This is a genomic window from Streptomyces sp. NPDC001714 (assembly GCF_042892755.1).
Lineage (GTDB): Bacteria > Actinomycetota > Actinomycetes > Streptomycetales > Streptomycetaceae > Streptomyces.
Map to the genome: position 1 here is coordinate 40971 of NZ_JBIAUL010000032.1, position 24577 is coordinate 65547.

Sequence of the window (24577 nt, forward strand, 5' to 3'; positions counted from 1 at the left end):
GCGCGCCCGTGGGATTGCCCGGGCGGGCGGCCGGCGTGAGTGGCGACCTCGGCGAGCGGGACCCCGCCGACGGCGAGGTCGCCGGGCCGGGGCTCGGTGGTGGAGGCGGGCCACACCGACAGATCGGCGGGCGTGGTGGTGAGGACGGGTTCGTGCAGGGTGGTCATCGACCGCTCCCCTCTCAGACTCGGACGAATCAGGCGGTTCACACGGCTCAGGCGGTGCGGACGATCCGCAGGGACACGGCGGCGGGCGGGAGCGGCGCCACCGGCGCGGGGGCCGGGGCCGACAACTGCGGGTCTACCGTGACGGTGGTGACGCCGAGCGGTGCGGCCAGGGCGCGCAGCGCGGGTTCGGCGAGCCGGATCCAGGCCTGGTCGGGGCCGAGGGTGGCGGCGAGTCCGCGGGCCGACGTGAAACCGACGGCGGTGCGCTCGCCGAGCGGGGTGCGGAAGAGCAGGGCCACGCATCCCGCGGGTCCCGGCCGGACCGGTACGAACAGGGGTCCGGCCGGGGAGCGATCGGAAGGCTCCGGGTCGTCACCGCACAAGAGTTCTGGCATGGCATGCCTCCTGGCACGGGAAGAAGCTGGTGCCCCCGGAGGCGGGGAGGCCGGCCGGGGCTTGCCCAAGACGCTATGCCCGCTTCCGGCACCTCTCCGATGCCTCGTGACGGGACGCTGACGGTGATCGCGGTGACGTTGACGGGACGCTGACGGAGCACCCTTCGGTGCTGGTGGCAGCCGTCACAACGGCCGGCACAGTGGCCCTGACAGCACCCGTCAGAGGCGTGCCAAGAAGTGCCCCGGCCCCTGGCCATCACCCGTTCGACGCAGTGTCATGGAACCGGATCGGGGTACCCGTCCGGCCTGGGAACGCCCCGGGACACCTACGGAAGAACGGTGGAGTCATGTCCGGTTACGACGCCTGCGCGCCCGCTCGGGTCGTGGTCGGCGTGAGCGGTTCGCTGGGCAGCGTCACGGCCCTGTCCCGGGCCGCCACGGAGGCCCGGCGCCGGGATGCCGAACTGTGGCCGGTGCTCGTCTGGGAGCCACCGGGCGGCGAGTTGGCGACGCGGCGCTCGCCGGCCTCGATGCTGATGGTCGAGGAGTGGCAGCGAATGGCCCGGCAGCGGCTGCGCGACGTGCTGGAAGAGGTCTTCGGCGACGCCGGGCCCGGCACCCCGCTGCACGGACTCGTGATACGCGGCACCCCCGGGCGGTCCCTGGTGGAAGTGGCGGACCGGGAGGAGGACGTGCTGGTCGTCGGCGCGGGCCGACGCGGCTGGCATCGGGCCTTCTCGGGCCGGGTGGCCCGCTACTGCCTGTCCCACGCGCACTGCCCGGTCCTGGCCGTGCCGCCCTCCCCGCTGGAGGAGACGCTGGCCTCCGCGCACCGCCGCAACAGCTGGCATCTGCCGCTGGACTCACGGCAGTTGTCGTAGCACCGAGCCCGGTGGCGGTCGCCGCGCTACGACGTCACGGCCGCCGGCAGGTCAGGCCGCCCCGGTCTGCGGCCCGGTGCGGTCGGCAGGGTCAGCACCATGGTGAGGCCGCCGCCGGGGGTGTCCTCGGCGGTCAGCGTGCCGCCCATCGCCTCGGCGAAGCCCCGGGCCACGGCGAGGCCGAGCCCCACCCCCGCCCCGCGCGGTGAGTCGCCGTAGCGCTGGAACGGTTCGAAGATGCGCTCCTTGGCCTCGTCCGGGACACCGGGGCCGCGGTCCACGACGCGCACCTCCACCCGCTCGGCCAGGGAACTGGCCTTCACCAGCACGGGAGTTGCCGCGGAGCTGTACTTGACGGCGTTCTCGACCACGTTGGCGACGACCCGCTCGAGCAGCCCCTTGTCGACGTGGACCATGGGCAGCGTCTCCGGGATGTCCAGCTCGACGCTGTCCTCGGGGACCCCACCGAGCGCCATCGGCACCACCTCGTCCAGGTCGGCCTCGCGGACGATGGGCGTGACCGTGCCGGTCTGCAGGCGGGACATGTCGAGGAGGTTGCCGACGAGGTGGTCGAGCCGGTCGGCGCCCGCCTCTATGGCCTCCAGGAGCTCCGCCCGGTCCTGCTCGGACCACTCGACGTCGTCCGAACGCAGCGACGACACCGAGGCCTTTATGCCGGCCAGCGGGGTGCGCAGGTCGTGGCTGACGGCGGCCAGCAGGGCCGTGCGGATGCGGTTGCCCTCCGCCAGCTCCTTGGCCTGGTCCGCCTCCTGCTGGAGCCGCTGCCGGTCGAGCACGACGGCGGCCTGGGCGGCGAACGCGGCCAGCACCCGCCGGTCGGAGGCCGGCAGCACCCGGCCTGACAGGGCGAGGGTCATGTGGTCGCCGACCGGCACGTCGACGTCCGCCCGCTCAGGCGACTGGCAGGGCTGCGGTCCGACGCTGCCGGCGCACGTCCAGGGCGCCACGTCGTCCGCCCGCTCCAGGAGCGCCACCGACTCCATGCCGAAGGTCTCCCGCACCCGTTCCAGGAGCGCCTCCAGGCTGGTCTCGCCGCGCAGCACGCTCCCCGCGAGGAAGGACAGGATCTCCGACTCGGCACGCAGCCGGGTCGCCTGCTGGGTGCGCCGGGCCGCCAGGTCCACCACCGAGGCCACCGACACCGCGACCCCGACGAAGATCGCGATGGCGACGATGTTCTTCGGGTCGGCGATGGTGAGGGTGTGGACGGGCGGGGTGAAGAACCAGTTGAGCAGCAGGGAGCCGACCACCGCCGAGGTCAGCGCCGGGAGCAGGCCGCCGAGCAGGGCCGCGGCGACCGTCAGGGCGAGGAACAGCAGCATGTCGTTGGCCAGGCCCACCTCCGGTGCGGCGGAGGTCAGCAGCCAGGTGAGCAGGATCGGGCCGAGGACACCGGTCAGCCAGCCCCAGATGAGCCGGGACCGGCCGAGCCGTGCCGAACGGCCCAGCGGGAGCCGCCCCTTGCCGGCCTCGTCGTGGGTGATGAGGTGGACGTCGAGGTCGGGTCCGGAGTCCCGGGCGACCGTGGCGCCGACGCCAGGGCCGAAGACGTACTGCCAGCTGCGGCGCCGGGAGACGCCGAGGACGATCTGGGTGGCGTTGACCCCGCGTGCGAAGTCGAGCAGCGCGGCCGGGACGTCGTCGCCCACGACGTGGTGGTAGGTGCCGCCGAGGTCCTCGACGAGGGTGCGCTGGACGGCGAGTTCCTTCGGGGAGGCGGAGTTGAGGCCGTCGCTGCGGGAGATGTAGACGGCGAGCACCTCGCCGCCCGCGCCCTTCTCGGCCAGCCGCGCCGCCCGCCGGATGAGGGTCCGTCCCTCCGGGCCGCCGGTCAGGCCGACCACGATCCGCTCCCGTGAACCCCAGATCTTCGAGACGCGGTGCTCGCTGCGGTACTCGTTCAGGTACTCGTCGACCCGGTCCGCGACCCAGAGCAGGGCGAGTTCGCGCAGGGCGGTGAGGTTGCCCGGCCGGAAGTAGTTGGAGAGGGCCGCGTCGACCTTGTCCGGCAGGTAGATGTTGCCGTGCGCCATGCGGCGGCGCAGGGCCTGCGGCGACATGTCGACCAGCTCGATCTGGTCGGCCCGCCGTACCACCTCGTCGGGCACGGTCTCCTGCTGCCGTACCCCGGTGATGGACTCCACGACATCGCCCAGCGACTCCAGATGCTGGATGTTCACCGTCGAGACGACGTCGATCCCGGCCGCCAGCAACTCCTCCACGTCCTGCCAGCGCTTGGCGTTGCGGGAGCCCGGGATGTTGGTGTGCGGGAGTTCGTCGACGAGGGCGACCTGGGGGCGGCGGGCCAGGACGGCGTCGACGTCCATCTCCGTGAACACCGCGCCCCGGTACTCCAGTTCCCTGCGCGGGATCTCCTCCAGGCCGTGCAGCATCACCTCGGTGCGCGGGCGGTCGTGGTGCTCGACGAACGCGACGACGCAGTCGGTGCCGCGCTCGATCCGGCGGTGGGCCTCGGAGAGCATGGCGTAGGTCTTGCCCACGCCGGGTGCCGCGCCGAGGTAGATCCGAAGCCTGCCGCGTGCCATGTCATCCTTCGAAGCGGTAGCCCATGCCGGGCTCGGTGATCAGGTACCGGGGGTGCGAGGGGTCCGCCTCGAGTTTGCGGCGGAGCTGGGCCATGTAGACCCGCAGGTAGTTGGTCTTGTTGCTCTGCGACACGCCCCACACCTCGCGCAGCAGGTACTTCTGTGTGACGAGCCGGCCGGGGTTGGTGACCAGTATCTCCAGCAGATGCCACTCGGTGGGGGTGAGCCGTACGTCGTGGCCCGCCCGCACCGCCTTCTTGGCGAGCAGGTCGATGGTGAAGTCGGCCGTCTCCACCAGGGTGGTCTCGGGGGCGAGCGGTGTGTCCTCGGTGCGGCGGACCGCGGCCCGCAGCCGGGCGAGGAGTTCGTCCATGCTGAACGGTTTGGTGATGTAGTCGTCGGCGCCCGCGTCCAGCGCGGCGACCTTCTCGTCGGAGGCCTGCCGCGCGGACAGCACCAGGATCGGTACGCGGGTCCAGCCACGCAGCGCCTTGATGACGTCGACCCCGTCCATGTCGGGCAGTCCGAGGTCGAGCATCACCACGTCCGGCTGACGCGCGGCCGCCAGCCGGAGGGCCGTGGCGCCGTCGGGCGCCGCGTCCACTCCGTACTGGCGTGCCTGCATGTTGATCACGAGTGCCCGTACGAGCTGGGGGTCGTCTTCCACGACCAGCACTCGGGTCATCGGTTCCCTCAACTGCCCTTGGTCAGGTCCTTCAGTGCGATGTTGAGTTCGAGGACGTTCACCCGGGGCTCGCCGATGAAGCCGAGGGTGCGGCCCGTGGTGTGGTCCTCGACCAGCTTCTCCACCTGGGTGGCGGACAGGCCGTTCTTCTCGGCGACCCGGTGGACCTGGAGCTCGGCATAGGCCGGGGAGATGTCCGGGTCCAGGCCGGAGCCCGAGGAGGTGACGGCGTCTGGGGGAACGTCCGACGGCTTGACGGTGTAGCCGGGCACCGAATTGTCCTTCACCACCGCGGCCTTGGCGTCCTTCACCTGCTGGATCAGCACCTTGTTGTCGGCGGCGAGGTTGGTCGCGCCCGAAAGGATCAACTTGTACCGGGTGTTGATGCTGTTGCTGCCGAGTCCGTTGGCCGGGCGTCCCTGGAACCACTGCAGGGCGGCGTCCGGGGTCTGCTGGCCCTTCTTCAGCGGCAGGTTGTACGACTGCCCGATCAGGGACGAGCCGACGACCTTGCCGTCCGAGTTGATCTCGGAGCCGTTCGCCTTGTCGTGGAACGCGGCCTGGGCGATGCCGGTGACGACCAGCGGGTAGACGACGCCCGTCACCAGGGTCAGCACCAGGAGGGCCCGCAGGCCCGCCCAGAGCAACCGGGCGGTGTTGGTTACGGAGTTGTTCATGGTCATCAACCGATTCCGGGGATGAGAGAGATGAGCAGGTCGATGATCTTGATGCCGATGAAGGGCGCGATCAGACCGCCGAGGCCGTAGATCCCGAGGTTGCGGCGGAGCATCCTGTCCGCGCTCACCGGCCGGTACTGCACGCCCTTCAGGGAGAGCGGCACCAGCGCGATGATGATCAGCGCGTTGAAGACGACCGCGGACAGGATCGCGGAGCTGGGCGAGGACAGGTGCATGATGTTGAGCTTGTCCAGGCCCGGGTAGACCACGGCGAACATGGCCGGGATGATCGCGAAGTACTTCGCGACGTCGTTGGCGATGGAGAACGTGGTCAGCGCACCGCGCGTGATCAGCAACTGCTTGCCGATCTCGACGATCTCGATGAGCTTGGTCGGGTTGGAGTCGAGGTCGACCATGTTGCCGGCCTCCTTGGCGGCCGACGTACCGGTGTTCATCGCCACGCCGACGTCCGCCTGGGCCAGCGCGGGGGCGTCGTTGGTGCCGTCACCGGTCATCGCGACCAGCTTGCCGCCGGCCTGCTCCCGCTTGATGAGGGCCATCTTGTCCTCGGGGGTGGCCTCGGCGAGGAAGTCGTCGACGCCCGCCTCCTCGGCGATCGCCCGCGCGGTCAGCGGGTTGTCACCCGTGATCATGACGGTCTTGATGCCCATGCGGCGCAGTTCCTCGAACCGCTCGCGCATGCCCTCCTTGACGACGTCCTTGAGGTGGATGACGCCCAGGACCCGGGCGCCCTCGGCGTCGTCGACCGCGACGAGCAGCGGGGTCCCGCCGGACTCGGAGATGGCGCCCGCGAGGGTGTCCGCGTCCTCGGCGACGGTGCCGCCCTGCTCACGGACCCAGGCGATGACCGAACCGGCCGCGCCCTTGCGGATCTTCCGGCCGTCCACGTCCACACCGGACATGCGGGTCTGGGCGGTGAAGGCGATCCACTCGGCGTGCGCCAGCTCGCCCTGGTGCCGCTCGCGCAGCCCGTACTTCTCCTTGGCGAGGACGACGACGGAGCGGCCCTCGGGGGTCTCGTCGGCCAGCGACGACAGCTGGGCGGCGTCGGCCACCTCGGGCTCGGTGACCCCGCGGACGGGCACGAACTCGGAGGCCTGCCGGTTGCCGAGGGTGATGGTGCCGGTCTTGTCGAGCAGCAGGGTGGAGACGTCGCCGGCGGCCTCGACCGCGCGTCCGGACATGGCGAGCACGTTGCGCTGCACCAGCCGGTCCATGCCGGCGATGCCGATCGCGGAGAGCAGCGCGCCGATGGTGGTCGGGATGAGGCAGACCAGGAGGGCGACCAGCACGACCATCGTCAGGTGGGTGCCCGCGTAGTCCGCGAACGGCGGCAGGGTGGCGACGGCCAGCAGGAAGACGATGGTCAGCGAGGCGAGCAGGATGTTCAGCGCGATCTCGTTCGGCGTCTTCTGCCGGGCCGCGCCCTCCACGAGGCTGATCATCCGGTCGATGAAGGTCTCGCCCGGCTTCGTCGTGATCTTGATGACGATCCGGTCGGACAGCACCTTCGTACCGCCGGTCACGGCGCTGCGGTCACCGCCGGACTCGCGGATGACCGGGGCCGACTCACCGGTGATCGCCGACTCGTCGACGGAGGCGACGCCCTCGATGACGTCACCGTCACCGGGGATGATGTCGCCGGCCTCGCAGACGACCAGGTCACCGATCCTCAGCTCGGTGCCGGGCACCCGCTCCTCGGTGGAGCCGGTCAGCCGCCGGGCGACGGTGTCGGTCTTGGCCTTGCGCAGGGTGTCGGCCTGGGCCTTGCCGCGGCCCTCGGCGACCGCCTCCGCGAGGTTGGCGAAGATCACGGTGAGCCACAGCCAGGCGCTGATGGTCCAGCCGAACCAGTCGCCCGGGTCCTTGAAGGAGAAGACGGTGGTCAGGATCGAGCCGACCCACACCACGAACATCACGGGCGACTTGACCATCACCCGCGGGTCGAGCTTGCGGCAGGCCTCGGGGAGGGACCTGAACAGCTGCTTGGGGTCGAACAGGCCCGCGCCGACACGTCCTTCGGCGGGCTTGTGCCCGGTGGGCGCGTCCTGGTGGGGCGCAAGGGTGGGAGTGGACATGCTGTCCTCGTGGGCTTCCGTTCGGGTGGTCACGACGCCAGCCCCTCGGCGAGCGGCCCCAGCGCCAGGGCCGGGAAGTAGGTCAGACCGGTGATGATCAGGATCGCGCCGACGAGCAGGCCGGTGAAGAGCGGCTTCTCGGTGCGCAGGGTGCCGGCCGTGGCCGGGACGGGCTTCTGCTCGGCGAGCGAGCCGGCCAGCGCCAGCACGAACACCATGGGCAGGAAGCGGCCGAACAGCATCGCGAGTCCGGTCATGGTGTTGTACCAGTCGGTGTTCGCGTTCAGGCCGGCGAAGGCCGAGCCGTTGTTGTTGGCCGCCGAGGTGAAGGCGTACAGCACCTCGGAGAATCCGTGCGCACCCGGGTTGAGCATGGAGTGCGGCGGGGTCGGCAGGGCCATGGAGGCCGCGGTGAAGACGAGCGCGAGCGCCGGGGTGATCAGGATGTAGATCGCCGACAGCTTGATCTCGCGGGCACCGATCTTCTTGCCCAGGTACTCGGGCGTACGGCCGACCATCAGGCCGGCGATGAACACCGCGATGATCGCCATGATCAGGATGCCGTAGAGGCCGGAGCCGGTGCCGCCGGGCGCGATCTCGCCCAGCATCATGCTGAGCATGGTGATACCGCCGCCGAGCCCAGTGAACGAAGAGTGGAAGGAGTCCACCGCACCGGTCGAGGTGAGCGTGGTCGACACCGCGAAGATCGACGAGCCGCCGATCCCGAAGCGGACCTCCTTGCCCTCGTAGGCACCGCCCGCGAGCTGGAGCGCCGGGCCGTGGTGCGCGAACTCGGTCCACATCATCAGGGCCACGAAGCCCAGCCAGATGGTGAACATCGTGGCGAGGATCGCATAGCCCTGCTTCACCGAGCCGACCATCACACCGAAGGTGCGGGTCAGCGCGAACGGGATCAGCAGGATCAGGAAGATCTCGAAGAGGTTGGTGAAGGGCGTCGGGTTCTCGAAGGGGTGGGCGGAGTTGGCGTTGAAGTAACCGCCGCCGTTGGTGCCCAGCTCCTTGATGGCCTCCTGGGAGGCCACGGCCCCGCCGTTCCACTGCTGCGAACCGCCCATGAACTGCCCGACCTCATGGATGCCGGAGAAGTTCTGGATGACCCCGCAGGCGACCAGGATGACGGCGGAGATCGCGGCGAACGGGACCAGGATCCGGATCGTGCCGCGTACCAGGTCGGCCCAGAAGTTGCCGATCTCACCGGTGCGCATGGGGGTCCCCCCGCTCGAGCGAAGCCGAGAGTGGGGGAGCGCGAACCCGCGGACCAGCGCCACGGCGACGGCGATGCCGACGGCGGCGGAGACGAAGTTCTGCACGGCCAGACCGGCGGTCTGCACGACGTGCCCCATGGTCTGCTCGCCGTAGTACGACTGCCAGTTCGTGTTGGTCACGAAGGAGACGGCCGTGTTGAACGACTGCGCCGGGTTGACCGAGGAGAAGCCGAGCGAGCCGGGCAGGATGCCCTGGAGCCGCTGGAGGAGATAGAGGAAGAGGACGCCGATCAAGGAGAAGGCGAGGACCCCGCGCAGATAGGCGGGCCAGCGCATCTCGGTGTCGGGGTTGGCGCCGATCCCCTTGTAGATCCACTTCTCGACCCGCCAGTGCCGGTCGGAGGTGTAGACCTTGGCCATGTAGTTGCCGAAGGGGATGTAGCACAGCGCCAGCGCGCCTATGAGCGCGACGAGCTGGAGCACGGCGGCGGTTACGGGACCCATGGGTGTCTCAGAACCTCTCCGGGAAGATCAGGGCGAGGACGAGATAGCCCAGCAGGGCGACGGCCACGACGAGGCCGACGATGTTCTCGGCGGTCACAGCTTCGTCACCCCCTTGGCGACGAGGGCCACCAGCGCGAAACCCGCGAGCACGGTGACGACGAAGGCCAGATCGGCCATCGTGAACTCCTGGATGAGGTTCGGAACGGACGTGGACGGTTAGAGCAAACCGCCTCGATGGCCGGATACGACCGCCGTTGACGGCTCCCTTACGGCCATGAACGCGCCATTGACGGGACTCTTACGAGGGGACGATCGCGCAGGTCGGAAAGCGGGCAAGGGGTCAGAACAGGCGGAACCGCAGCCGGCAGATCACCGCGTCGGTCTCCCGGCGCACGGCATGCGCGACGACGGCACCGCGCTGGTTCTGCAGCAGCCGCTGCCAGAGCCGCTCCGGCTCGGTCTCCGGGATCAGCACGGTCACCTGGGTGGCCGGCTCGGCCGCGGTCACCTCACGGACGTAGGCGGCGATGGGACGGCCCAGGGTGCGCCGCTCGCAGCTCAGCCGGACCAGCGGCACCCCGGGGTCCCACTCGGCCCAGGCGCGCTCCAGGGCGTGCAGCTGGGCCCGGTCCTCCGGGCCGGGATGGCAGACGGTGACGGCACGCACCTCGTCGCCGAGGGAGGCGGCCGCGGAGAGCGCCTGGGAGGTGAGCCGGGACAGCGACGACACCGGCACGATCACCACCGACCGCTCCCGGTGCGGAGGCTCCGGGATCCGCCCGAGCCCGAGCCGCTCCCCGATCCGCCCGTAGGCACGGTGCACGGCGACGAAGGCGCCGACCAGCAACGGCAGCATGACCACGACCAGCCAGGCGCCCGCGGAGAACTTGCTCGCGGTGACGACGACGGTGGCGACCCCCGTCAGGACCGCCCCGAACCCGTTGAGCAGCGCCTTCCCCCGCCAGCCGGTCCCCCGCTGCAGCCGCCAGTGCCTCACCATCCCCACCTGGGCGACGGTGAAGCCGACGAAGACACCGATGGCGAACATCGGCACCAGCGTGTCGGTGTCGCCGCCGGAGAACACCAGCAGTGCGGCCGAGACCACGGCCAGGGCGAGCACACCGTGCCGGTGCACCTGCCGGTCGGCCTTCAGCGCGAACACGTGCGGCAGGTAGTTGTCCCGGGCGAGCAGCTTCAGCAGCACCGGCAGCCCGCCGAAGCTGGTGTTCGCGGACAACGCCAGCAGGATCATCGTGGCGAACTGGATGACGTAGAAGCCCCAGGTGTGGCCGAGCGAGGCGTCGGCCAGCTGGGCCAGGACGGTCACGCCCTGCACCGGCTGCAGATGGAACCGGGAGATCAGCACCGAGAGCCCGATCAGCATCGCACCCAGCACCGCGCCCAGGGCCACCTCGGCGTGCTGGGCCCGCTTGACACGGGGCACCCGGAAGGAGGGCACCGCGTTGGCGATGGCCTCGACGCCGGTGAGGGCGGCACACCCGGAGGCGAAAGCCTTCAGCAGGAGCAGGGCGCCCACGCTGGAGGCGTTGTCGGCGAGCACCGAGGCATGTCCGGCGGCGGTGACCGTACTGGCCGGCGCGGACCGGAAGAGCCCGACCACGATCACCACGAAGACCGACCCGACGAACGCGACCGTCGGCACGATGAAGGCCTTCGCCGACTCCACGATGCCCCGCAGGTTCACCCCGGTGACCAGCACCAGCACGGCCAGGCACAGCACCAGCCGGTGCGGGTACAGCGCCGGGAAGGCGGAGGTGAGGGCGGCGACCCCGGCGGTGACGGCGACGGCGACGTTCAGCACGTAGTCGAGCACCAGGGAGGCGGCGGCGACCAGGCTGGTCCGCGCCCCGAGGTGCGTCCGGGCCACGGCATAGGACCCTCCCCCGTCCGGAAAGGCCGCGATGACCTGCCGGTACGAGGCGACGAGCACCGCCAGCAGGGCCGCGATGGCGAGCGTGACGGGCAGCGTGAAGCCGAGCCCGTGCGCACCGGCGGCCGCCAGCACCAGCACGATGGCCTCCGGCCCGTACGCCACCGACGCCATCGCGTCCAGCGACAGCGCGGCCAGGCCGGTGACGGCGGTGAGGCGATGCCGTTCCCCGGCATCGGACGGCTCCTCACCGGCGGGCACGGCCCCCGGTTCGGCGGTCAGTACGGACATGGGAGGGTGCTCCTCGACGAACGGGACATACGTCTCGCGCACGGAGTACCGCGCGCGACGCGACCAGGTTCCGTCCCGCCCCGGCCAGCTCCGACAATCCCTTGCGCGTTCTTCGCGCGGGAGGCCTCGACCTTGACGCGCCCTTGACGGCAACGCCCCTGAAAGGGGCGCTGGGGGTACCCCCGGCCGAAGGCTGGGGGAGGAACTGCGCGACAAGCCCCCACCGGCCCGCAGCGACCCACAACCGTCAGAGTCCCATCAAGGACATACCCCACCTACTGACGCCACTGCCTGCCGCTCCCTACCTTCACCCCATGCAGCTCGGCGAAGAAGCCTGCCCCTCCGAGGACCACCGCTGGTCCAAAGACGTCTACGCATCGGCCCGTTGCGCAGGCGCCCTCCTCGCCCTGCTCCTCCTGATCGACTGGGGATCAGGGACGCTCACCTGGTGGCGCGGCACCCTCTGGACCACCCTCGCCCTGCTGCTCTTCGGCGTCCTCTGCCCCGCCAGGGTCCGCGCCGGCGACGGCTGGCTCACCTCACGCCGGCTGCTGCGCACCCGCAGGGTCCGCACCGACCGCCTGGTCTCGGTCCGTCGCCTGGACGGCGTCTCCCCCCGGCTGCTGCTCCGGGACGCCTTCGGCGAGCGGCTGGAGATCGACCCCCAGGTGCTCGTCGACAACCCCGACCTGTGGCTGCGCGTAGCCGCGGGCGCCCGCAAGGCCGCCGCGGCCGGCACCCTGCTCTGCGGCTCGACCGCCCTGTGCCGCCTCGGCGAACAGGTCGAGCGCGAGAACGCGCTGGGCGTCTTCAGGGCGTCGGGCCTGGAGTAGCCCCCACCCCGGTCATCAGCACGTCGAGCCCCCGCCGCGTGGTGGCCATCACCACCCGGTCGCCCGCCTCCAGCACCCGCCCCTGCGCCGGCCGCCAGTCGAAGGCCGGCTCTCCCGGGGCGGCCCCGCCGGCCGGCCCCACCGCCAGTACCCGCCACTCCCGCCGCCGGAACGCCTGGTGCACCGAGCGGCCTTCCAGCTCCGGGTGCCCGGCCACGTCCACGCAGGTGAACAGCAGCGACCCCCGCTCCACGGGCATCACCCCCAGCACGTGACGCCCCATCATCGCGGCGGCGAACGACGGCGCGGCCAGCGCCGAAACGCTTCTGCTCCGGGTGAGCGCGTCCGGGTAGGACGCGCGCAGCGTGCGCTGGACGGTCGCGGCGAAGGCGTCGTCGTACAGCCGAGTGACCACCCGTACCTCTGGGTTGGCCTCCCGGACGGCCATGACGATGTCGAGGTTCTGGCCGTCGTCGCGGGTGAGGACGAGCAGGGAGCCGCACTGCCGGACCCGGGCGAGTTCGAGGACGCCCGGGGCGGTCGCGTCCTCCAGGACCAGCGGGACGCCGAGTTCCCGGGCGAGCGGGACGCCCCGGGCACGTGGGTCCCGCTCGATGGCCACGACCTGGTGGCCTGTGGTGCGCAGCCGGTCCAGCACCCGGGTGCCGACCATCCCGAGGCCGACCAGGACGATGTGGCCGGTGACGTCCTCGTCGGGCGGATGGTTCACGGAGGCGGTGCGGAACGCCTCGGTGGCGTTCATGGTCGCGGCGACCACGAGCGGCAGCACCGCCAGTCCGACGAAGCCGGCGAGGAGCTGGAGTATGCGGCGGGCGGGCGACTCCTCGGTCGCCGGATCCCCCATCGTGAAGATGTCCAGCAGGGGCAGGTAGAAGTTCTTCCACCAGGGACGCTCGTCCGCGAAGAGCGCGGTGGCGGTGGACAGCGCGACCACCACCGCGGCCAACGAGCCGTAGACCGCCGCCAGTTGCCGGGAGCGGAAGACCCGCCAGGGCAGATGGGCGAACCGGGCCCGCAGCCAGCGCACCGGCCGGAACCGCCAGGGGCGGCGGACCGGTTCGGCCGTGTCGAGGTGGACGACCTCCTCCAGCATCAGCCGCCCGTGGGTGAACTGCCGGTGGTACGCCGTCCGGTCGTCCGGCAGCAGCAGGGTGCCGTCCTCGCCGGCCGTCTCGGCGCTGTCCTGGCTGGCCGGGTCGTCCTCGTGCGCGCCGGACAGCACGGCGAGGGTGGCGAGGTCGGTGGCGTGCGTCGGGGTGCCCGCGGGCCGTACGACACCGCGGAAGACCTTGCCCTCGACCTGGAGGGTGTGCCCGTGCCCCACGGCGGCCGCCGCGACCAGTTCCGGTACGGCGGTGTCGGCGTCGGAGAGCACGGTGGTGGAGGCGTCCGACGCGGGGGCGTCGCACAGGCCCGCCGCCCGGTCGAGGAGCCGTTCCAGATGGCTGCCGCGCTCCCGGTTGAACATCCGCACGACCAGCCGTACGGAGGGGTTGACCGCGCGGGCGACCAGGGCCGCGGTGACGTTGACCTGGTCGTCGCGGTAGGTCAGGGCGAGCGCGGCGGCCCGTGCCACGCCGGCCGCGCGCAAAGTGGCCTCGTCCGGTCGTGCCGAGATGTGCAGGTGGACGGCGGACGTCGGATCCCTGTGCAGGGCGGCGACCCGGGCGCCGTGCTCGTCGTCGGCGGACGGCAGGACCACCGTGACGACCTCGCCGCACACGGCGTCCAGTTCGAGGGCGAGCCGGTGCGCGAGTCCGTCGTCGCCACAGATCACCATGTGGCCGGTTCTCTCGCCGGATGCCGCTGGTACGAGCACGGTTGACGTCACATCAGCCTGAACGGCACCGGCCACGAAGGCAGTTCCGGCCGGCCCCCGCGACTCCGTTCAAATGTCCGTCAAGAGCATGTCAACAACGGTCCGCCCCGGCCCGTGTCCACGGGTGTGTGCCGCTCATGTGGCACCGCCCGCGTGCTGCGGTGTCCGGAAGGGCTGGACCCGGTCGGCCAGGGGCAGCGAAACCACCATGGTCAGTCCGCCGCCCGGGGTGTCCTCCGGGGTCAGGGTGCCCTCCATCGCCTCGGTGAGCCCGCGGGCGAGGGCGAGGCCGAGGCCGAGGCCGGTGGTGTTGTCGGTGTCGCCGAGCCGCTGGAAGGGCTCGAAGAGACGGTCGCGGCCGCCAGCGGGCAGGCCTGGGCCCCGGTCGATGATCCGGACTTCGGCACGCCCTGCCAGCGCGCTCGCCGTCACCAGCACGGGTGTGCCGGGCGGGCTGTAGCGGGCCGCGTTGCCGACCAGGTTGGCGATCACTCGCTCCAGCAGCGGCGGGTCGGCCAGCAGCGGCGGCATGTCCTCCAGCTCGCCGTGCACCTCGGCCGTCGGGGTGTCCGCGAGGGCCGTCGGAAGCACCTCCTCCAGGACCGTGGCCCGCAGGTTGAGGGTGAGGACGCCGGCCTCCAGGCGGCTCAGGTCGAGGAGGTTGTCGACCAGTCGGCTCAGCCGGGCCATGGACTCCTCGGCGGTGGCGAGGAGTTCGTCGCGGTCCTCCGGGGTGAACTCCACCTCGCGGCTGCGCAGCGAGGTGACCGCCGCCCAGCCGGCCGCGAGCGGGGTGCGCAGGTCGTGGCCGACGGCCCGCAGCAGCGCGGTGCGCATCCGGTCGGCGGCGCGCACCGGTTCGACCTCGGCGGCGGCCTGGGCGAGCCGGGCCCGCTCGACCGCCGAGCCGACGTGTGCGGCGAACGCGGCGAGCACCCGCCGCTCGGACGAGGAGGGTGTACGGCCGCGCAGGACCAGGTAGTTGCCGGGGCCCGCGGACACGACGGTGGCGTCGGCGCCGTCCGGCGGTTCGTCGACGAGCTCGGCGGAGTCCATGCCGAAGGTCTCACGGGTGCGTTCCAGGAGCGCCGGGATGGTCTGGCCGCCGCGCACGATGCTGCCGGCCAGCGAGGACATGGTCTCCGCCTCGGCGGTGGCCCGGGCCGCGCGTCTGGACAGCCGCAGCGAGCGGTCGACGACCGCGGCGACGACGGCGGCCACGACCGCGAACACCCCGAGTGCCAGCAGGGCGTTGGGGTCGTCGAGGGTGAACTGGCCGATGGGCGGGATGAACCAGTAGTTCAGCAGCAGGGAAGCGGTGACCGAGGCGATCACGGCGGAGGTCACCCCGCCTATGCAGGCCACTCCGACCACCGCGAGCAGGAAGAGCAGGGCCTCGCTGGTCAGGTTGACGGTGCCGCGCACCTGGGCGAGGGCGGCGGTCAGCAGGACCGGGAGCACCAGCCCCGCGACCGGTCCGGCGATCAGGCGGCCGGTGGACAGGGTGCGGCGGCGGGAGGGCAGCAGGGTGCCGCGGCCCGCCCGCTCGTGGGTGACCCGGTGGACGTCGATGTCGCCGGAGAGCGCGGTGACGGTCTCCCCGGTGCCCGGTCCGGTGAGGAAGCGCTCCAGGCGGCCCCGGCGGCTGGTGCCGAGGACCAGCTGGGTGGCGTTCTCGGCGCGGGCGAAGTCCACCAGGGCGGTGGCCACGTCGTCGCCGACCACCGAGTGGTAGCTGCCGCCGAGGTCCTCGACCAGCCGGCGCTGCCGGGCCAGCGAGGCGTGCGAGACGCCGGCGGCCAGGCTGTCGCTGCGGGCCACGTGCACCGCGAGCAGGGCGCCGCCCGCCACGGGGGTCCCCCCGATCGACCGAAGCCGAGAGTGGGGGAGGTCGGCGATGCGCGCGGCCCGCCGGACCAGCGTGTCGCCCTCCGGGCCGCCGGTCAGCGCGACCACCACCCGCTCGCGGGTCTCCCACACCCCGCCGGTGGCGTGCTCGGCGCGGTACGACCGGAGCTCCTCGTCGACCCGCTCGGCGACCCAGAGCAGGGCCAGCCGGCGCAGCGCGGTGAGGTTGCCGGGGCGGAAGTAGTTGGCGAGGGCCGCGTCGATCTTCTCGGGCGCGTAGATGTTGCCGTGCGCCATCCGGCGGCGCAGGCCCTCGGGCGGGATGTCCACGACCTCGATCTGCTCGGCCCGCCGGACGATCTCGTCGGGCACGGTCTCGTGCTGCGGCACCCCGGTGATCTTCTCGACCACGTCCTTGAGTGATTCGAGGTGCTGGATGTTGACGGCGGTGATCACGTCGATGCCGGCCGCGAGCAGGCCCTCGACGTCCTGCCAGCGCTTGGGGTGCCGGCCGCCGCTGGGGATGTTGGTGTGCGCGAACTCGTCGACGATCACGAGCTTCGGGCGCCGCGCCAGCACGGCGCCGACGTCCATCTCCTCGAACTCGCCGCCCCGGTATCCGCAGCGCAGCCGTGCCACGACCTCCAGGCCGTCGATCATGGCCTCGGTCAGGGGGCGCCCGTGGCACTCCGCGTACCCCACCACCACGTCCGCGCCCCGGGACGCGCGGCGCCGGGCCTCGTCGAGCATGCGGTAGGTCTTGCCGACCCCTGGGGCGGCCCCGAGGTAGACCTTCAGTCGTCCGCGCGGTACGTCGTTCATCACCTCGAAGAGAAGCGCGCCGCGAGGCCGCGGGTCCGGCCTCTTGACGCGTCTCTGGCGCCGCTGACGAGGACGTTGACACTGTCTTGACGGCCCTTGGCCGGATAGGGTGAAGGCGGTGTGCCGGGAAGTCTGGTCGGCCGGGAGTCACGGTGGCTCCTGTCGGGCCCGTCCCTGGAGACGGGCCCTGGGCCCCAGGGGGACGGCATGCGCGGCGTGGGTACGGTTCTCGCACTCGTGGTACTGGCCACGGTGGTGGCGACCTTTGCCCGCCGATGGCGGATTCCCGCTCCCTCCCTCCTCGTCGTCGCCGGTCTCGCCGTGGCCCTGCTGCCGGGCACCCCGACGATCCAGATCAGCCCGGAGGTCATCGGCCTCGTCGTCCTCCCGCCGCTGCTCTACGCCAGCGCCGAGGAACTCTCCTGGCGCGAGCTGCGGGCGGTGTGGAAGCCGGTGAGCGTGCTCGCGGTCGGCCTGGTGCTGGCCTCGGCCGCGGCCGTCGGGGCGGTCGCCTCCCTGGTCACCCCGCTGTCCTGGCAGATGGCGCTGGTGCTCGGCGCGATCCTGGCCAGCACCGACCCGGTCGCGGTGACCGCGCTCGGCCGCCGGCTCGCCCTGCCGCCGAAGGTGCAGATGCTGGTCCAGGCCGAGAGCCTCTTCAACGACGCGACCTCCCTGGTCCTCTACCGGGTCGCGGTGAGCGTGGCGGTGGCCTCGGCGGCGGCGAACTGGGGGACGGCGGGCGGCGAGTTCCTGCTGCTCGCGGGCGGCGGCACGCTGATCGGCGCACTGGTCGCCGCCGTCGTCACGGTGATACGGAGGCGCACCGAGGACCCGGTCCTGGAGACGGTGATCTCCCTGGTCACGCCGTACGCGGCGTACGTCCTCGCGGAGGCGGCGCACACCTCCGGGGTCACGTCGGTGGTGGTGGCGGGCGTGGTCCTGGGCGGCCGCGGCGACCGACTCACCAACGCCCGGATCAGGCTCCAGCTGCACGCCGTCTACGGAACGGTGGTGTTCCTGCTGGAGAGCGTGGTCTTCAGCCTGATAGGGCTCGCGCTGCCCGCCCAGGTGCGGGCGCTGTCCGACGGCGACCGGGCCTGGCCGCTGTACGCGCTGGCGGTGGCCGGCACGCTGATCGCGGTACGGCTGCTGTGGCTGGCGCCACTGTCGGCGGTCGTGCAGCGCAAGGGCGGCATACAGCGGCCGAACTGGCGGGTGCCGGTGGTGCTGACCTGGGCCGGCACCCGGGGTGTGGTGCCGCTGGCGGCCGCGCTGTCGATCCCGGTGGCGGCGAAGGACGGCTCGACGCTGACCGAACGGCCGCTGGTCCTCGTCCTCACCACCTCGGTCGTGGTCGTCACCCTGGTCGTCCAGGGCTTCACCCTGGCCCCGGTGGTGCGCCGCTCGGGCATCGCCCTGGAGCCCGACCACACCGAGCGTGAGGAGGCCGCGGCCCGCTGCCGGCTGGCCGACGCGGGGATCCGGCGCCTGGAGGAGCTGTCCGAGCTGGAGGCCGTACCGGACGTGGTCCTGGACCGGCTCCGGCGTGGCCTCAACGCCCGCCTCGACGACGCCCGCGACCGGCTGACCGACAGCACCGCCGAGTCGGCCGACCTGGTCTACCGGCAGCTGCGCCGCCACCTGATAGCGGTGGAGGCGGCGGAGCTGCGTCGGTTGTACGACGAGCACACGATCAGCGACACGACCCGGAGACGGCTCCAGCGGTCCCTGGACCTGGAGGAGGCGAGGCTGGCGGACGCGTAACGCTACGCCGGGGGACCGCTGGGCAGGGCTCCGTGGCGGGTTCGACGGGACCGGCCCCACGGGCGCCGCACACGTGGTCCGGCTCCGCGACGCGGCCCGCGGCAAGCAGTCCGGTGGCGCGTGAGCGGCTGAGCGCCTGAGGGTGCGCGGGAGGGACGTCGTACAGGACCCCGTGCGGAATAACGCTCGGTGTCCGGAACCCGGCACCCGCCCGCCGTCCCCCGTACAGCCCAACGTCTCCCCGCGGCCTCCGGGCCCCCCTTTCTTGATGCTCGACCACCGCCTGTCAGGGCATTCTTAACGCAAGCTTGACGCCCAGCTCCCTCCGATCCGTGGGCCCACGCGTCACTCTCTGCATACGCTGGTGCCGCCGTCCGCGTGATGGCCGGAATCGAACTGCGCCGCACCACACCGCGCCGGACACCAGGAGCCGACCCCATGGCCACGACCGAGCACCCCCCTCCCAGTCGCCTGCGCGCCTGGATGCTGGAGGGGCTGTCCGACATGGGCAAGAGCGGCGGCCACACCGGCCCTCACGCACAGCCCGAACCCGCTCACCAGGGCCAGCGCTGGTGGCGGGTGATGTGCCTGACCGGTGTCGACTACTTCTCCACCCTCGGCTACCAGCCGGGCATCGCCGCCCTGGCCGCCGGCCTGCTGTCGCCGATCGCGACCATCGTGCTCGTCATAGTCACCCTGGCCGGCGCCCTGCCGGTCTACCGCCGCGTCGCCGAGGAGAGCCCGCACGGCGAGGGCTCCATCGCCATGCTGGAGCGGCTGCTCTCCTTCTGGCAGGGCAAGCTCTTCGTACTGACCCTGCTCGGCTTCGCCGCCACCGACTTCCTGATCACCATCACCCTGTCGGCCGCCGACGCCTCCACCCACCTGGTGGAGAACCCGCATCTGACCGACGCCCTGCAGGGCAAGCAGATGATCATCACGCTGTTCCTGGTGGCCCTGCTCGGCGCGGTCTTCCTCAAGGGCTTCCTGGAGGCGATCGGCGTCGCGGTCGCCCTGGTCGGCATCTACCTCGCGCTCAACGTCGTCGTCGTGATCGTCGGCTTCTACCACGTCATCACCGCCGAACACGTGGTCACCGACTGGACCAGCGCCCTCACCGCGGAACACGGCAACGTCTTCGTCATGATCGGCGTGGCCCTGATCGTCTTCCCGAAACTCGCCCTCGGCCTGTCCGGTTTCGAGACCGGTGTCGCCGTCATGCCGCACGTCAAGGGCGACCCGGGCGACACCGAGCAGCAGCCCACCGGCCGGATCCGGGACACCAAGAAGCTGCTCACCACGGCCGCCCTGATCATGAGCTGCTTCCTGATCGCGACCAGCTTCATCACCACACTGCTCATCCCCGAGCAGGCGTTCAAGTCGGGCGGCGACGCCAACGGCCGTGCGCTCGCCTACCTGGCGCACGAGTACCTCGGCAACGCCTTCGGCACGGTCTACGACGTCTCGACCATCGCCATCCTGTGGTTCGCCGGCGCCTCCGCGATGGCCGGCCTGCTCAACCTGATGCCCCGCTACCTGCCCCGCTACGGCATGGCCCCGCACTGGGCCCGTGCCGTGCGCCCGATGGTCATCGTCTTCACCCTGATCGCCTTCCTGGTGACCTGGATCTTCGACGCCGACGTCGACGCGCAGGGCGGCGCCTACGCCACCGGCGTGCTGGTGCTGATCAGCTCCGCCGCGGTCGCGGTGACCATCGCCGCCCGCAAGGCCGGGCAGCGCAAGTGGACCATCGGCTTCGGGATCATCTCCGCGGTCTTCCTCTACACCACCGTCGTGAACGTCATCGAGCGGCCCGACGGTGTGAAGATCGGTGCCTGCTTCATCGTCGGCATCATCCTCGTCTCGCTGCTCTCCCGCCTCGCCCGCGCCTTCGAGCTGCGCGTGACGAGCGTGACCCTCGACGACATGGCGGAACGATTCATCCGCGATATGGCCAGCCGCAAGATGCGGTTCATCGCCAACGAGCCGGACCGGCGCGACAAGGCCGAGTACCGCGACAAGATCGAACAGATCCGTGCCGACAACGACATGCCCGAGCAGGAGGACTTCGTCTTCGTCGAGGTGACGGTCACCGACCCCTCCGAGTTCGAGGCGGGCCTGACCGTCCGCGGCGAGGTCCTGCACAACCGCTACCGCGTGCTGACCCTGGAGTCGGCCTCCATCCCCAACGCCCTGGCCGCGCTGCTGCTGCACGTCCGGGACGAGACCGGCTGCATCCCGCACATCTACTTCGAGTGGACCGAGGGCAGCCCGTTCGCCAACTTCCTGCGCTTCTTCCTCTTCGGCCAGGGCGAGGTCGCCCCGGTCACCCGCGAGGTGCTGCGCGAGGCGGAGCCGGACCGCTCCCGCCGGCCGCGCGTCCACACGGGCTGAGGGGCGGGCACAAAGCGCGGGACAGGGGGCGCGGGACAAGGGGTGCGGGACAAGGGCGTAAGAATCCCGTCAAGAACCGCTCCGTCCGCATAAGAACCCTGTCAGCGCTCGCCCCCGAGCCTCCACCGGCCCCTACCGTCGGCCTCATGGAGGACAGAAGACGCAGCGGCCGGGCGACCGGTGACCGCACCTGGCGCGGCAGCGCACACCTGGCCGTCGGCTCTGCCCTCGGCTTCGGCGGGCTGACGTTCCTGGTGGACTGGGACGCCGGCACCCTCACCCCGGCCCGCGCCCTGCTCTGGATGACCCTGTCGGCCGCGATCCTGGTCATGCTGCTGCCGGCCCGCGTCACGGCGGGCCCCGGCTGGCTGGCCGTGCACGGCCCGTTCCGCCGCCGTACCGTCCGCACCGACTCCCTCGTCTACGTCGGCCAGTACGGGGACGTCGCCGCGCACCTGGTCCTGCGCGACTCCCACGGCAACCGGCTGGAGCTCGACCCGGGCGTCCTGCACGCCAACCCCCTGCTCTGGCACGAACTGGACACCGGCGTCCGCCGCTCGCTGGAGCGCGGCACCCTGCGCCGGGGCACCGAGGTGCTGGCGCGGCTCGGCCACGAGATCGACGACACGAACGCACGCGCGGTTCTCGAGGCGTCCGGCCTCACCTGACCGGACACCCCACGTCCTCGTACCCCGCCACCCGGCCCTATGGTGACCGCATGCCCTCCTACACGATCGGCCAGGCGGCACGGCTGCTCGGCGTCAGCCCGGACACCGCCCGCCGCTGGGCCGACGCGGGCCGGATGGCCACCCATCGGGACGAGGGCGGCCGGCGGCTCATCGACGGTACGGACCTCGCCGCGTTCTCCGTCGAACTGGCCAAGGCCGGCACCGGCGAGGAGGACGCCTCCTACACCTCGGTCCGCAACGCCTTCCCCGGCATCGTCACCGCGATCAAGCTCGGCGACGTCGCCGCCCAGGTCGAGATCCAGGCCGGACCGCACCGGCTGGTCTCCCTCCTGACCCGGGAGGCGGTCGAGGAACTCGGCCTGGAGGTCGGCATGGAGGCCACCGCGCGGGTGAAGTCGACTAACGTGCACATCGACCGCGTCTGACGCTCGGCCGCTCAGCCGCACAGCAGCGCGGCGCTGCACGCGTGGACCCCGGCACCGGGGAGATCCGCACCCTGCGCAGCGTGCACGCCGCCGACGCGGGCAAGGTGATGAACCCGATGCAGTGCCGCGGTCAGGTGGAGGGCGGGGTGGCGCAGGCGCTCGGCGCGACCCTCTTCGAGAACGTACGGCTGGACGCGACGGGCGTACGGTTCACGGAGCTGCCGCTGACGCGCGACCGGGTGTGGCGGGCACTGGATGCCAGCCGCCGTACGCGCCGTCCACCCGTATCTCCCTGATGCCGCTGATGTGCCGGGCCCCGCAACGGTCCTGCGGCAGGACGAGTTGCGGACCCGCCCGGTCGAGCGGGGTGTCGTCGATGCCGACGCCGAGCAGCACCGGGGCGTGGGCGAAATCGGGGTCGATCTCGGCCCAGGAGAGCAGCGCGTGGTGCCCGTCGGCGCCGGAGACGGCGATCAGGAAGCGCAGCCGGTCCTTGCGCCGGCCGGGGTCGAATCCGGGTTGGGCGTCGGTGAGGACGTCGTACAGCCGCGGGCCGGTGAAGCCGTGGTGCTGGACACCGCTGGTGACGCACTCGAAGCTGACCCGCACCCGGTGCTGGGGCCAGCGACGGAGGTCGGCCACGGTCAGCCGGGCCGGTCGTGCGAGGTCTCCGGTGAGGACGAGTTCGGCGAGCGTCATGTGCGGCCACCTCCCGGATGACGGTACCCGCAGCGCGTCACCGTACAAACGCACATGCCAGCCCCAATCCGAAAGTATGCAGCTCATGCGATGTGACAGAAGACTTACGGCTGGCAATTGCGGCAGTATCATCACCACGCGGACTGATAGACAGGTCGCGGCAGGGCGCGACAGATTGTTCAGAGAATTCAGAGGAGTTCACTCGTGATGACCCGTTCCGTGCGCCGGACCCGGCGGACGCTCCAGGTGGCCGGTGCCTCGGTCGCCGCCCTGCTGGCCCTGAGCGCCTGTTCCTCCTCCGACGACGACTCGTCCGCGACGACGAAGTCGGACACGTCGTCGGCGACGCCCAAGCTGTCGGGCTCGATCACCGTGTTCGCAGCGGCCTCGCTCCAGGAGAGCTTCACGACCCTGAAGGCCGACTTCGAGAAGGCCCACCCGGGCACCACGGTCAACTTCAGCTTCGGCGGCAGTGACAGCCTCGCCGCGCAGATCACCAGCGGTGCGCCGGCCGACGTCTTCGCCGCCGCGAGCCCCAAGACCATGGCGATCGTGACGGACAAGAAGGACACCGCCACCACCCCGGCCACCTTCGTCCGCAACCAGCTGGAGATCGCCACCCTGCCGGGCAACCCCGACAGGATCTCCTCCCTGAAGGATCTCACCAAGTCCTCGCTGAAGGTCGTGCTGTGCGACAAGACGGTGCCGTGCGGTGCCGCCGCGCAGAAGGCCCTGGACGCCGGCAAGCTGAAGCTCACCCCGGTCTCCTACGAGGAGGACGTGAAGTCCGCCCTCAACAAGGTGGTGCTGAAGGAGGCCGACGCGGCGGTCGTCTACAGGACCGACGTGAAGGCCGCCGGCAGCAAGGTCGAGGGCGTGGAGTTCCCCGAGTCCGCCAACGCGATCAACGACTACCCGATCGCCCTCCTCAAGAACGCCCAGAACCCGACGGTGGCCAAGGCGTTCATCGCCCTGGTGCACTCGGCCGAGGGCCAGCAGGTGCTGAACGACGCCGGGTTCCTCAAGCCGTGACGAAAGCCGACGAGTCCGGCGTCGTGGCCGGCACCCTCACGGGCGGTCCGCGGCGCCGGCGCGTTCGGTCAGCCGTGCCGCTACCGCTCCTCCTCCCCGGAGCGGTAGCTCTGGTCTTCCTGCTCCTGCCGCTGGTCGCCCTGCTGGTGCGGGCCCCCTGGAGCAGCATGCCGTCCCTGCTGACCAGCACGGAGGTGTGGCAGGCACTCCAGCTCTCCCTGGTCTGCGCCACGGCGGCGACGGCCGTCAGCCTGGTCCTGGGCGTCCCCCTGGCCTGGCTGCTGGCCCGCACGGAGTTCCCCGGCCGGGGTCTGGTCCGCGCACTGGTCACCCTCCCCCTCGTCCTCCCCCCGGTGGTCGGCGGTGTGGCGCTGCTGCTCGCCCTCGGCCGCAACGGGGTGGTCGGCCAGTGGCTGGACGCCTGGTTCGGCGTCACCCTCCCCTTCACCACGGCGGGCGTGGTGGTCGCCGAGTCCTTCGTCGCCATGCCCTTCCTGGTGATCAGCGTCGAGGGCACGCTGCGCGCCGCCGACCCCCGCTACGAGGAGGCGGCCACCACCCTGGGCGCCTCCCGCTTCACCGCGTTCCGCCGGGTCACGCTCCCGCTCATCGCCCCCGGCATCGCGGCCGGCGCGGTCCTGGCCTGGGCCCGCGCGCTCGGCGAGTTCGGAGCGACGATCACCTTCGCCGGCAACTTCCCCGGCCGCACCCAGACCATGCCGCTCGCCGTCTACCTCGCCCTGCAGAACGACCCCGACGCGGCCATCGCGCTCAGCCTCGTGCTGCTGGCGGTGTCGATCGCGGTGCTGGCGGCGCTGCGGGATCGTTGGATGACGGCCTCATGA

The 24577-nt window shown here is 71.6% G+C and carries 19 protein-coding genes and 2 pseudogenes; 9 read left to right on the top strand and 12 right to left on the bottom strand.

Annotated elements, in window-relative coordinates:
- Positions 1–23 precede the first annotated feature (23 nt).
- Positions 24–167: pseudogene (locus ACFY0P_RS47130) on the bottom strand (diaminopimelate decarboxylase); the annotation flags it as partial.
- 47 nt (positions 168–214) lie between these two features.
- On the bottom strand, positions 215–562 hold the full coding sequence (locus ACFY0P_RS47135; RefSeq protein ID WP_388928629.1) for an SAV_915 family protein: 348 nt from the start codon (positions 560–562) through the stop codon (positions 215–217).
- A gap of 347 nt (positions 563–909) precedes the next feature.
- Between ACFY0P_RS47135 and ACFY0P_RS47140 the strand changes: the two genes are divergently transcribed.
- Positions 910–1443: a universal stress protein gene (locus ACFY0P_RS47140; protein ID WP_388928631.1), complete on the top strand. Its 534-nt coding sequence runs from the start codon at positions 910–912 to the stop codon at positions 1441–1443.
- Positions 1444–1469: 26 nt separating this feature from the next.
- Here the strand turns inward: ACFY0P_RS47140 and ACFY0P_RS47145 are convergent, their stop codons facing one another.
- The 7 genes from ACFY0P_RS47145 to ACFY0P_RS47175 form a co-directional block, all read right to left on the bottom strand.
- On the bottom strand, positions 1470–4010 hold the full coding sequence (locus tag ACFY0P_RS47145; RefSeq protein ID WP_388928633.1) for an ATP-binding protein: 2541 nt from the start codon (positions 4008–4010) through the stop codon (positions 1470–1472).
- A gap of 1 nt (position 4011) precedes the next feature.
- Complete coding sequence (locus ACFY0P_RS47150) at positions 4012–4695, bottom strand: response regulator (RefSeq protein ID WP_388928635.1); 684 nt, start codon at positions 4693–4695, stop codon at positions 4012–4014.
- Positions 4696–4703: 8 nt separating this feature from the next.
- Entirely contained in the window at positions 4704–5372 is a 669-nt protein-coding gene (locus ACFY0P_RS47155) for a potassium-transporting ATPase subunit C (RefSeq protein ID WP_388928637.1), read from the bottom strand.
- 5 nt (positions 5373–5377) lie between these two features.
- Positions 5378–7471: a potassium-transporting ATPase subunit KdpB gene (gene kdpB / locus ACFY0P_RS47160; RefSeq protein ID WP_388928683.1), complete on the bottom strand. Its 2094-nt coding sequence runs from the start codon at positions 7469–7471 to the stop codon at positions 5378–5380.
- Between the two features lie 29 nt (positions 7472–7500).
- Positions 7501–9201, bottom strand: a complete 1701-nt coding sequence (kdpA, locus tag ACFY0P_RS47165) for a potassium-transporting ATPase subunit KdpA (RefSeq protein ID WP_388928639.1) — start codon at positions 9199–9201, stop codon at positions 7501–7503.
- Between the two features lie 7 nt (positions 9202–9208).
- The gene (kdpF, locus tag ACFY0P_RS47170) at positions 9209–9298 is read right to left on the bottom strand and encodes a K(+)-transporting ATPase subunit F (RefSeq protein WP_016434100.1); all 90 of its coding nucleotides are present in this window, start codon (positions 9296–9298) and stop codon (positions 9209–9211) included.
- A 243-nt stretch (positions 9299–9541) separates the two neighbouring features.
- Positions 9542–11383, bottom strand: a complete 1842-nt coding sequence (locus tag ACFY0P_RS47175) for an APC family permease (RefSeq protein ID WP_388928641.1) — start codon at positions 11381–11383, stop codon at positions 9542–9544.
- A 314-nt stretch (positions 11384–11697) separates the two neighbouring features.
- On the opposite strand from ACFY0P_RS47175, the gene ACFY0P_RS47180 reads away from it, so the two are divergent.
- A complete protein-coding gene (locus ACFY0P_RS47180; protein WP_388928643.1) occupies positions 11698–12216 on the top strand; it encodes a hypothetical protein in 519 nt (172 codons plus the stop codon).
- Here ACFY0P_RS47180 and ACFY0P_RS47185 read toward each other — a convergent pair.
- On the bottom strand, positions 12194–14017 hold the full coding sequence (locus ACFY0P_RS47185; RefSeq protein WP_388928645.1) for a potassium channel family protein: 1824 nt from the start codon (positions 14015–14017) through the stop codon (positions 12194–12196). The genes ACFY0P_RS47180 and ACFY0P_RS47185 overlap by 23 nt on opposite strands.
- A gap of 174 nt (positions 14018–14191) precedes the next feature.
- On the bottom strand, positions 14192–16726 hold the full coding sequence (locus ACFY0P_RS47190) for an ATP-binding protein (protein ID WP_388928647.1): 2535 nt from the start codon (positions 16724–16726) through the stop codon (positions 14192–14194).
- 207 nt (positions 16727–16933) lie between these two features.
- Between ACFY0P_RS47190 and ACFY0P_RS47195 the strand changes: the two genes are divergently transcribed.
- From ACFY0P_RS47195 to ACFY0P_RS47215, 5 genes and pseudogenes are all read left to right on the top strand, one after another.
- Positions 16934–18493, top strand: a complete 1560-nt coding sequence (locus ACFY0P_RS47195; protein WP_388928649.1) for a Na+/H+ antiporter — start codon at positions 16934–16936, stop codon at positions 18491–18493.
- A gap of 438 nt (positions 18494–18931) precedes the next feature.
- The gene (locus tag ACFY0P_RS47200; RefSeq protein WP_388928651.1) at positions 18932–20887 is read left to right on the top strand and encodes an APC family permease; all 1956 of its coding nucleotides are present in this window, start codon (positions 18932–18934) and stop codon (positions 20885–20887) included.
- A 146-nt stretch (positions 20888–21033) separates the two neighbouring features.
- On the top strand, positions 21034–21555 hold the full coding sequence (locus ACFY0P_RS47205) for a hypothetical protein (RefSeq protein WP_388928653.1): 522 nt from the start codon (positions 21034–21036) through the stop codon (positions 21553–21555).
- Positions 21556–21605: 50 nt separating this feature from the next.
- Positions 21606–22001, top strand: a complete 396-nt coding sequence (locus ACFY0P_RS47210) for a molybdopterin-binding protein (RefSeq protein WP_388928655.1) — start codon at positions 21606–21608, stop codon at positions 21999–22001.
- A gap of 41 nt (positions 22002–22042) precedes the next feature.
- Positions 22043–22297, top strand: a pseudogene (locus ACFY0P_RS47215) (molybdopterin cofactor-binding domain-containing protein); the annotation flags it as partial.
- On the opposite strand, the gene ACFY0P_RS47220 reads toward ACFY0P_RS47215, so the two are convergent.
- A complete protein-coding gene (locus ACFY0P_RS47220) occupies positions 22212–22700 on the bottom strand; it encodes a molybdopterin-dependent oxidoreductase (protein ID WP_388928657.1) in 489 nt (162 codons plus the stop codon). The pseudogene ACFY0P_RS47215 and the gene ACFY0P_RS47220 sit on opposite strands and share 86 nt — an antisense overlap.
- Positions 22701–22907: 207 nt before the next feature.
- Here ACFY0P_RS47220 and modA point away from each other — a divergent pair, with 207 nt between their 5' ends.
- Positions 22908–23732, top strand: coding sequence for a molybdate ABC transporter substrate-binding protein (gene modA / locus ACFY0P_RS47225; RefSeq protein ID WP_388928659.1), 825 nt, complete (start codon positions 22908–22910; stop codon positions 23730–23732).
- Positions 23729–24577 carry a molybdate ABC transporter permease subunit gene (gene modB, locus ACFY0P_RS47230; RefSeq protein WP_388928661.1) on the top strand — a complete coding sequence of 283 codons (849 nt, stop codon included), beginning with the start codon at positions 23729–23731 and terminating at the stop codon, positions 24575–24577. The genes modA and modB overlap by 4 nt, the downstream gene beginning before the upstream one ends.